At 66.1% G+C, this 9,731-nt stretch carries 7 protein-coding genes and 1 pseudogene; 5 read left to right on the top strand and 3 right to left on the bottom strand.

Annotated elements, in window-relative coordinates; translation table 11 throughout:
* On the bottom strand, nucleotides 1-220 hold a 220-nt coding region (locus ABD289_RS23890; RefSeq protein ID WP_344137372.1), incomplete at its 3' end, for a hypothetical protein.
* A 312-nt stretch (nucleotides 221-532) separates the two neighbouring features.
* On the opposite strand from ABD289_RS23890, the gene ABD289_RS23885 reads away from it, so the two are divergent.
* The gene (locus tag ABD289_RS23885) at nucleotides 533-859 is read left to right on the top strand and encodes a bifunctional 3-phenylpropionate/cinnamic acid dioxygenase ferredoxin subunit (RefSeq protein WP_344137369.1); all 327 of its coding nucleotides are present in this window, start codon (nucleotides 533-535) and stop codon (nucleotides 857-859) included.
* Between the two features lie 970 nt (nucleotides 860-1,829).
* A pseudogene (locus ABD289_RS23880) lies at nucleotides 1,830-2,000 on the top strand (PDDEXK family nuclease); the annotation flags it as partial.
* Between the two features lie 1,518 nt (nucleotides 2,001-3,518).
* Here the strand turns inward: ABD289_RS23880 and ABD289_RS23875 are convergent.
* Complete coding sequence (locus ABD289_RS23875; RefSeq protein WP_344137366.1) at nucleotides 3,519-3,788, bottom strand: GlsB/YeaQ/YmgE family stress response membrane protein; 270 nt, start codon at nucleotides 3,786-3,788, stop codon at nucleotides 3,519-3,521.
* Nucleotides 3,789-3,878: 90 nt separating this feature from the next.
* A complete protein-coding gene (locus tag ABD289_RS23870) occupies nucleotides 3,879-4,682 on the bottom strand; it encodes an ion transporter (protein ID WP_344137363.1) in 804 nt (267 codons plus the stop codon).
* 576 nt (nucleotides 4,683-5,258) lie between these two features.
* Between ABD289_RS23870 and ABD289_RS23865 the strand changes: the two genes are divergently transcribed.
* The 3 genes from ABD289_RS23865 to ABD289_RS23855 are packed head-to-tail and all read left to right on the top strand — an operon-like array spanning nucleotide 5,259 to nucleotide 9,723.
* Entirely contained in the window at nucleotides 5,259-6,728 is a 1,470-nt protein-coding gene (locus ABD289_RS23865) for a pyridoxal phosphate-dependent decarboxylase family protein (protein WP_344137361.1), read from the top strand.
* Nucleotides 6,725-8,431, top strand: a complete 1,707-nt coding sequence (locus tag ABD289_RS23860) for an IucA/IucC family protein (RefSeq protein WP_344137358.1) — start codon at nucleotides 6,725-6,727, stop codon at nucleotides 8,429-8,431. Before ABD289_RS23865 ends, ABD289_RS23860 begins: the two co-directional genes overlap by 4 nt.
* Nucleotides 8,428-9,723, top strand: coding sequence for a lysine N(6)-hydroxylase/L-ornithine N(5)-oxygenase family protein (locus tag ABD289_RS23855; RefSeq protein ID WP_344137355.1), 1,296 nt, complete (start codon nucleotides 8,428-8,430; stop codon nucleotides 9,721-9,723). Before ABD289_RS23860 ends, ABD289_RS23855 begins: the two co-directional genes overlap by 4 nt.
* Nucleotides 9,724-9,731 lie beyond the last annotated feature (8 nt).

Genomic DNA, 9,731 nt, shown 5'->3' with positions numbered 1-9,731 from the left:
CCGCGGTCGGCATGTGGCACGGGCCGCCGAACGCGCTCGGCGCGCCATAACCCATGTCGTCAATGAGCACCACGACCACGTTCGGGGCGCCCTGCGGCGGACGTAGCGGCTGCCGCGGCTGGAAAGCCGGGCTCTGGTCGCGCGCGTCGAGCGCGGTCGCCGACTGCTGCTGCGGATCCGAGATCGGCAGCCGTTCGCGGGATGGGGGCGGGTTCTGCACTTCTAGATTCACCTCGAGTGTCCAGGTCAGATGAAAGGCGCGTGGACTCGGCACATCGGGTCGGCTGTTGAAGCCGATTCCTGAACTCCGCAGACGTAGCTTGGCAGAAGCTCGGAAGGCAATCTACGCGAGCAGCGGTACCGACCTAGACGGATTTCGAACTGGGGCCATAGATACTCTCTCTGGCTCATTGGCCTGGGGTTTTAGGACAAGTTGATCTCCGTTCACCTGTTGACTCGCCGGCTTCGCCACACCCATGCTGTGTTGCGTCACGAACAACGTGTTCCGTAATTCACAACACCTGGAGGGGTCATGATCTTCGTTGGCGAGTTGGCCGGCTTGCCGCCCGGAGAGTCGGTGCGCATCGACGGCGCGGTTCCGATCGCGGTGTTCAACGTGGATGGCGAGCTCTACGCGATCGACGACACCTGCTCGCACCAGGACGCGTCGCTGTCCGAGGGGTGGCTGGAGGGCTGCGCGGTGGAGTGCCCGCTGCACGCCGCCTGCTTCGACCTTCGCACCGGTCAGCCCAGCGGCCCGCCTGCGAAGAAGCCGGTGCGCACGCACGCCGTGTCCGTTGAAGCCGGCATGATCTACGTACACGAGCAGACTCGCGAGAGCGTTGCCGCCGGGGTTTGACCAACAGCCAGCTCCGTTCTTGGGACTTGGGTGGCAGGAACACCCAGCTCCACTGGTGCCGAACGGGATTCGCGAAAGCATTCCGAAAAAGATTGCTTCGAGCGAACACTGGGAAGTCCGAGCGGCGCGGCGCCACTCGGACTGCATTCCGGTGGTTGGCCGGTGCTATCGCCGACCAGCACGGTTCCGGGGTGCGTGCGGTGAAGTGCCGATCGAGCAGATCAGGGCTTTCGACCGGCTGCTGGCCGAGCATCGCGGTGGACTCGTCAACGCCGCCGCGGCCAAGCTCTGCTCGCGCATGAGGTCGGCCACTTGACCTAAGTCGGCAGGAAGGTCTTCCTGGGTGGCGATCCTTTGGCACCGCTCGGTGCGGCGGGAGTGGCGAGAGGACCGTCGCAGGTGCTCGACAAGCTCGCCGGCGGGTCGCGGTCGGTGTCGGCGCGGTCGCGCCATGCGTTGTAACTCGAGCGGGGCGGCCGAGCATTGCGGCACATCAACATGATGCTGTAGTGCGCCTTCTCCGGCTCGGACAACGCGCAACGCTGGTTCAGTTTCGCGTCTGGGCGAAGAATACCTCCGTCTTTCAAGGAACGTTTTAATCGCGTCCGGGAAACCACGGCCTCGGTCTCCAACTCGTTCAACCAGCCTCGAACGCGGTGGTCTGGTTTAGCTGAGACGTCCAGCAACCCACCGGACTCGGTGGTCTCCACGAGTCGTCGCTCGATGTCCTTCGGGTCCCAGCACGGCCAAGATCGTAAGCGGCGTTATGGGAGCAGAACACCGGCCGAGTCGACGGGCGGATTATTCGGCGGTGAGTCGGGCGCGGGTGCGGGGCGTTTTCGGGTGACCGTCGTGCTGTCCGTTTTGGTGCTGCTGTGGTGATGTTGGTCAAGGGGGTTGGGCCGTGGTGTACGAGTACGTGGATCCGGGGCCGACGCCGCGTGCGAGTTCTGCTGCGACGGCGAAGGTGATGCGCTCGACGGGGCGGCGGGACACTGTGCCGGAGTTTCGGGTGCGGCGTGCGCTGCATCGGCGTGGTCTGCGGTTCCTGGTCGACGTCGCGCCTGCTGGGACGAACCGGCGTCGGCGGGTTGACGTGCTGCTGCGGGGTCCGAGGATCGCGGTGTTCGTGGATGGCTGCTTCTGGCACTCGTGTCCGTTGCACGGTCCGGTGCCGAAGAGCAATCGGGAGTGGTGGCGGCGGAAGTTGGAGGGTGTCGTGCGGCGGGATCGGGATACCGAAGCGGCGTTGACGGCAGTGGGTTGGTCGGTGGTCAGGGTGTGGGAGCACGAGGACGCCGAGGCTGCGGCCGACCGGATCGAGCAGATGGCGCGCGAGCGGCAGCGGCCGCGTTGAGGCGGGCGCCGACCCAAGCCGTCTCCAGCCGGGGCTCCGTCCCGACGGGACGCTTTCGATCGACGCCGCGGGTGCATGTTCTGCCTTGTGGCCACGAACGTGTGGGTAGTGCGCAAGTCGCCTCGCGATTGAACCCCCACAGCGAGGACCGCAGCTCAGCTAATGGAGGTGAGAACCGCCGATCAACACCCCGTGAAGAAACCCTAGGTCAAAAGCTTGACCTAGGGTTCTCGCTGTGTCGGAGGGGCGAGTTGCGCACTAACCACACGGATCCGGTTGCCTGAGGCGACTTGACATTCGTAGGAGTGGGTGCCTGGGTTGTCCTGACCTGGTCTTGGCCGGGACACCCTGCGGGACACGTCGCCGGGAGCGTGAGCAGCGGCGATGAGGGATGAGCCTGTTTGGGGCGGGCATTTGTGGCTGTCCCGACAGGGCGGTTTGTGGTGTCTGGTGGGGCGTTAGGGAAGTCCTCGGATTGCCGTCCCGTGAGTGATCAGGTGCTCCATGTGACCAAGGAATTCGTACCTGGCAACATCGGCAGGTTCGAGGTGCTGTGTTGTGTCGTCGCCGACCCGCGGCATGGCCGCGGGTTCGCGCTGCTTTTCGGAGTGGTTGGAGTGTGGGCGCCTTTTTGACCTCGTACCCCGTTTCATCGAACAAGGGCCTGCAGTGCGGCGTAGAGACGCGGCACGGGAACTTGTGAACACGCAGGGGGTACGCCGCGCTCTTTGGGTTCGTTCTCGGCCGCCCCTTACCCGATCAAAGTGTGTCCAAATTCCCGTTTTGTCTTCGAGGGGTAGCTTAATACGGGCGTATGCTCGTTTTGGTGCATTTCGGACTGGCTGAGAAAGTCCTCTATCGATGTGGGAAGCTCTGAGCTTCGAGGTAAAGCCGCGGGGGGACATCGATGAATGCACCGAATGGGTTGCCGGCGAAAGATCGACCGGGAATCCCGGCTTGGTTGGGGCCGGTTGCTCTATGTCTCGGTCTTCTGAGCTGGTTCGTTCCTGTGGGTGGGATCGCCCTTGGATCGGTGGCGGTCGCCTGTGGCGTGATCTCGGTATGGACCAGAGGTCCGTATCGCGTCGATGGCACAGCTGTTGCTGGTGCAGCTATGGGAGCGTTACACGTCGTCTCTTCGTTGCTCCTGTTCGTCGCTAGTAGCTCTGGGTATTGAAATTGGGGCCGCTTAGCTCGACGAGACAGTAGTACTCAACGTGCCCTTGTCGATGTTTCGCCTTTGCGGCGGTTTCGTTGGTTGGACGTGTGCTCGCCGCAGTGTGCGGCAAACACGCCGCTAGGTCAGTCGTGGACTTGCTTGCGTCCGGTGACCTTGTTGTAGATGACGAGGAGGGCGATGGCGCCGATGACCGAACCGACCCAGCCGGAAGGTTGGAATCCGCCGAAGCCGCCCGTGAACAGGCCGAACAGGAAGCCGCCGACGATGGATCCGCCGACGCCGAGCGCGATGGTCATGAGCAAGCCGATGTCGTCTTTGCCGGGCACGACCGCGCGGGCGATGAAGCCGGCGATCAGGCCAAACACGATCCAGCCGATGATGGTCCACAGCATGGGTCTGCCTCTTATCGTTCGGGGCTTTTGTCTTGATCAGCTTACGATGACCGGAACCGCGGCGTGAGGCCCGGTGGAGTGGTGCGCTGATCAGCTTCGGGGTGTGTTTTCGCGGTCGGCGGGCTGGAGTTCGCGCATTTCGGCGCGAAGCGCGCGGACTTCGGTGACGAGTTCCTGCACGGTCTGGCCGGTGGTGTCGGTATCCGGTTCGCGTGCGACTTGGGATTGCATGGCGTTGACGGCGACGGCGATGAACAGGTTGAGCACGGTGAAGGTCGTGATGGCGATGTGGGTCAGGAAGAAGATCCAGGCCAGGGGTTGGTGGGTCATGACGTCGCGGGCGACTTCGGACCAGGCTTCGCCGGTCATGACTTGGAACAGGGTGAACAGGGAGTCGCCGAGGTCGCCGAAGTACTCGGGCGAGGTGCGGTGGAAGAGCTTGGTGGCGATGACGGCGCTGATGTAGAGGATCAGGCCGAGCAGGGCGGCGATGGAGGCCATTCCGGGCACGGCGGTGAGCAGGGCGCTGACCACTTGGCGCATGCTGGGGATGGCTGAGACCAGTCGGAGCACGCGCAGGACGCGCAGGGCGCGCAGGGCGCTGAAGGTGCCGGTGGTCGGCAGCAGCGCGATGGCGACGATGGTGGCGTCGAAGCAGTTCCACGGGTCGCGGAAGAACCGCCATCCGTGCGCGTAGCAGCGGGCGGTGAGTTCGAGGGTGAACATCGTCAGCGCCGCACGGTCCACGGTGTGCAGCAACCAGCCGTGCGAGGCCAGCAGTTCCGGGGAGGTCTCGCAGCCGAGGGTGACCGCGTTGATCACGATCACCGCGATGATCAGGCGCTGAAAACCCGGTGCGTCGACCAGCGCACGGACGCGCTCACGCGTGCTCACCACACCACCCCGCGGTAGGAGTTCTGAGATCAGATGATGATCAACCTATCGGCGTGCAGCGGGGTTGCTCGCGTGCGGTCAGTTCGCTGTCACGCACGGCACACCGGTGCCCGGTGCCCGGGGTCGGCCAGGAGATGCTGCTCGACCCCGAGGACGTGGCGGGCGGGCAACGCTTTGTGGGTCCGGCCTGCGTAGTCGAACCGCATCGTGCGTTCCCGCGAGCCCGCTCACCCCGGAGATCATCCCGGTGAGGTTGGTTTGGGCGTGGTGTTGAAGACGTTGGCGCGATGACGTTTTGGTCGAATCGTTCTCCCCGCCGGTGCGAGCGAGGTTTGCGGAGCCGGCGAGGCGGCGCGGGTGAAGTAAGCCTCACCTTAGGGGGTTGTGGATCAGTCCGCGAACGCCTTACGGTCCCTGTCAGGAAGGCTAGGCAAACCTAAGTTCTGCCGAGTGGGTGGGAGTGGTCCTGCCGGGCCAGCGATGCATTGGCGTCCCGCGCGGCGCGAAGAGGCGTTGCGGCTCGTGGCCGTTGCGGCTGTTCGCGACGTCGTCTCGTGCGACTTGACTTTGAGGTGAATGGGTTTGACATCCAGCATCCAGCTCGCCGGTGGGAGCGGCGGGCCGGAGAACCTGCGTCCGCTTCTGGCCACGGCGCTCGACGCCCTGGGGAAGGGGGCCATCGAGCGCGACGGCCCGTTGCCGACCGGGGGTGCCGGCGCCATCGGAGCGTTGTTCGCCGAGGACGTGCTGCCGCTCGACGGTTCGGGAGCGGAATCGGCCTTGGAAGGGCTGGCCAGGGCCTTCGTCGCGGGTGCGGCCGATCCGGCGGATCCGACCTGCGTGGCGCATTTGCATACTCCTCCGCTGGCGCTTGCGGTGGCGGCGGACCTGGTAGCGGGAGCGTTGAATTCGTCCTTGGACTCCTGGGACCAGGCTCCCTCGGGGACGCACGTGGAAGGCCAGGTGATCGAAGCGCTGTGCGGCTTGGTCGGTTACGACCCGGCCGTGGCCTCAGGTGCGGTGACTTCCGGTGGCACCGAATCGAACCTGACGGGTTTGCTGCTGGCACGCGAGCACGCGCTGGCGAACGCGCTGGGCGCGCATCCGGTGGTTACCGGCATCCCAGCCGAGATGCACGGGCGACTGCGCATCCTGTGCTCGGAAACCACGCACTTCTCGGTCGCCCGCAGCGCGGGTGTTCTGGGCTTGGGCGAGGATTCCGTCATCGGTGTGCCGTTGGACCGTGATCATCGGATGGATCCGCAAGCCCTGCGCTCGCTTCTGGTGGACCTGCGGGCCCGCGGGGACCTCCCGATTGCGGTGTTGGCCACCGCCGGAACCACGGATCTCGGGGTGATCGATCCGCTCGCGGAGCTCGCTGAAGTTGCTGCCGAGCACGGCGCGTGGTTGCACGTCGACGCCGCCTACGGCGGCGGCGCGTTGTTCTCCGAGCGGCTCGCTCCGCTGCTCAGTGGCATCGAACGTGCAGACTCGGTGGCGATCGACCTGCACAAGCTCGGCTGGCAACCGGTCGCGGCCGGCGTGGTGCTGGCGCAACGGGCAAGCGCGTTCGACCCGATGGAGCGGCGAGTTGCCTACCTCAACACCAGCGATGACGAGGCCGCTGGTTTCCAGAGCAGGCTCGGGCGTTCCCTGCGCACGACCCGTCGCCCGGACGCCCTCAAGATCGCCGTGACGTTTCGAGCGCTCGGACGGCGTGGGCTCGGCGACCTCGTCGACAGGTGCCATGCGCAGGCGCACCATGCCGCGGCATCGATGCGAGAGCATCCCCGGCTGGAGTTGTACCGGGACCCGGTGCTCACCACGGTGATCTTCCGCTACCGACCGGAGAACGGTGATCCGGACGCGATCAACGCCGAGCTGCGCCGCGCGCTGCTCCGCAACGGTCGAGCGGTGGTGGGGCGCACCGAACTGGACGGCGCGGTGTGGCTCAAGCTCACCCTGCTCAACCCGAACACGACCGAGCCCGAGATCGACGCGCTGCTGGCGGACGTGATCGCCGCCGCGGAAGAGGAGGCCCGATGACCACCGTCACCGGCAACGACTCCGCACTGGACACCGAACGAATCGCCGAGTCCGCGACCGTGAACGGCATCCTGCGGTGCTGGGTTCGCGAAAACGGCGTGCAGGTCCCCGAATCGGTTGATCTGCACCTGCCGCTGAAAGTCGCGAGCACGGCCGTGTGCGCCGAAGTCCGCTACTGCTCGCCGACCGGGCACCACCGCTTCGGAGACGTGCGGTTTCCCAGCGGGGCCGCGGTCAACGCCGTCACGCTGGCAGCGTTGCTGACGGCCGAAGCATCTGCTGGGAACACCTCTGACCCGGCTGCGGCGCTCGACCTGGTCGAGAGGGTCGCGGACTCCCAACGGCGAACGGCAACTCACCTGCGAGAACGACAGGCCGAGCTGGATGCCTCGCCGGACACGTCGCCGTTCCTCGCAGCGGAGCAGGCACTGGTGCTCGGGCATCCGCTGCACCCGACGCCGAAGAGCCGGGTCGGCTGGACCGACAGCGAAGCCGCGGCGTATTCGCCGGAGCTGTGCGGGAGCTTCCAGCTGCACTGGTTCGCCGCGGATCGTTCGGTGGTCTCCGGCGAGGGGGCTGCGGTGGACCGGCTCGACGGCTTCGCCCCGGAGACGCCGGAGGGCATGGTCGCCGTGCCCGTGCACCCGTGGCAAGCGAGCGAGGTGCGGAAGCGCCAGAGCGTCGAGGCGCTGTTCGACGCCGGTCTGCTGCGGGATCTCGGGTCCTCGGGGCCGCCGTGGTACGCCACGGCTTCGATCCGGACGCTGTACCGGCCGGACGCACCAGTGATGCTCAAGTGCTCGTTGGCGTTGCCGATCACCAACTCCAAGCGGGAGAACCTGCGAAAAGAACTGCTCCGCGGTGCCGAGATCGACCGTCTGCTCGACGCCGGTCTCGCAGCCGCCATCGCCGATGCGCACCCGAACTTCGCGATCGTGCGGGATCCGGCGTGGCTCACCGTCGATCTGCTGCCCGGAAGTGCCGAGGGGGAGAGCGGGTTGGAAGTCGTGCTGCGGGACAACCCGTTCACTCCGCAGCAACAGGTCGTGTGCGTTGCCGGACTGCTCGCCGAACGCCCCGACGTCGGACGTTCGGCCCTGGGAACGCTGATCGCGCGGTTGGCTGATCGCGTAGGCACGACCACAGCTGAAGTCGCCGAGCGGTGGTGCGCCCATTACTTCGACGAGCTGATCGCACCGGTGCTGTGGCTCTACCGCGAGCACGGGGTGGGGCTCGAGGCGCACCAGCAGAACACGTTGGTGAGCCTGGATGTCGACGGATGGCCGTGCGGTGGCTGGTACCGGGACAACCAGGGCTACTACCTCTCCGAAACCCGCGTGGGCGAGCTGGAGGAGTACCTGCCGGGCGTGGGGAGGGCCGGCGACAACCGCGTCGACGACGCCGTCATCGACGAACGGCTCAGCTACTACATCGGCATCAACAACCTGCTCGGGTTGGTCGGCGCGTTCGGCTCGCAGGGTCTGGCCGACGAGCGGCGGCTGCTGGCCGTGCTCGCCGATCGGTTGCGCCCGTTCGCCGACCTGACGCTGGTCAGAAACCTGCTCAATGAGAAAACCTTGCGCTGCAAGGCAAATCTGCTGACCCGTCTGGACGGGCTCGACGAACTCGTCGGTCCGCTGGAGACCCAGTCGGTCTACGTGGATTTGGCCAACCCGTTCGTCGAGGGGGAGTGCACCGCATGAGCCGCGTCTACGACCTGGTCGGCGTGGGAATCGGCCCGTTCAACCTTTCGCTGGCCGCGCTGGCCGAGCCGGTGGAGGACCTCTCGACTGCCTTCCTCGACGCCAAACCCGAGTTCTCCTGGCATCCGGGTCTGCTCATCGAAGGGACGACTCTGCAGGTGCCGTTCCTGGCGGACCTGGTCACTTTGGTCGATCCCACCAGCAGGTGGTCGTTCCTTTCCTACCTGGCCGAGCATCAGCGGCTCTTCCCGTTCTACTTCGCGGAGAACTTCCACATCTCGCGCCGCGAATACGATCACTACTGCCGCTGGGTGGCCGAGTCGCTGCCTTCCTGCGCCTTCGGGAAACGGGTCACCGCAGTGCGCTGGAACGCGGGCGACGAGGTATTCCACGTCGACGCCGAGGATATACACACCGCGCAGCGGGAGACTCTCAGCGCCCGCAGCGTGGTGCTCGGGGTGGGCACCGAGCCGGTGGTCCCCGAAACGATGCGCGCGCTGCTGGGCAAAGAGGTCTTCCACGCCTCGGAGTACCTGGACCGCAAGGAGTCGCTGCGCGGCGCCGAGGACGTCACGGTGATCGGCTCCGGGCAGTCCGGGGCCGAGGTGGCGCTCGACCTGCTTCGTGCTCAGGAACAGGCCGATTGGCGCGTTCGCTGGCTGACCCGCTCGCCCGCGTTCGCTCCGATGGAGTACTCCAAGCTCGGCCTGGAGCACTTCACCCCCGACTACACGCGATACTTCCGAGCACTGCCACAGGAAATCCGGGACCAGGTGGTGCCCCAGCAGTGGCAGTTGTACAAGGCCAGCAGCGCCGAGACGCTCGCAGCCATTCACGACGTGCTCTACGAACGCAGCGTCGGACGGGACGAGACCGGCGCCGACCTCATGCCGAACGTGGCCGTGATCGGTGCGCAGCGCGACGACGACGGCATCGAGCTGGCGTGCCGGCACACCGAGCAGGAACGCGATTTCACCGTGCGAACCGATCGCGTGGTGCTGGCCACCGGGTTCGCGGCGAACCGGCCGTCCTGCCTGGAACCGCTGTCCGAACTGATCGACTGGGATGAGAGCGGCCGCTACCAGGTCGGCGAGGACTACCGCGTGGCACTGCGTCCCGAGGTCACCGGAGACATCTACGTGCAGAACGCGGAGATGCACAGTCACGGGGTGGGTGCCCCGGATCTGGGCTTGGGGGCTCACCGGGCGGCCACGATCATCAACGCGGCCTCTCAGCGTCGCGCCTATTCGTTGCCGCAGCGCACCGCGTTCACCACCTTCGGTGTCACGTGATGCGTTCT

Source organism: Saccharopolyspora halophila, from assembly GCF_039531955.1.
In the GTDB taxonomy this organism is placed as follows: Bacteria; Actinomycetota; Actinomycetes; order Mycobacteriales; family Pseudonocardiaceae; genus Saccharopolyspora; species Saccharopolyspora halophila.
Note: the sequence above shows the minus strand (reverse complement) of the source record. Positions and strands in the feature narration are given on the sequence as shown.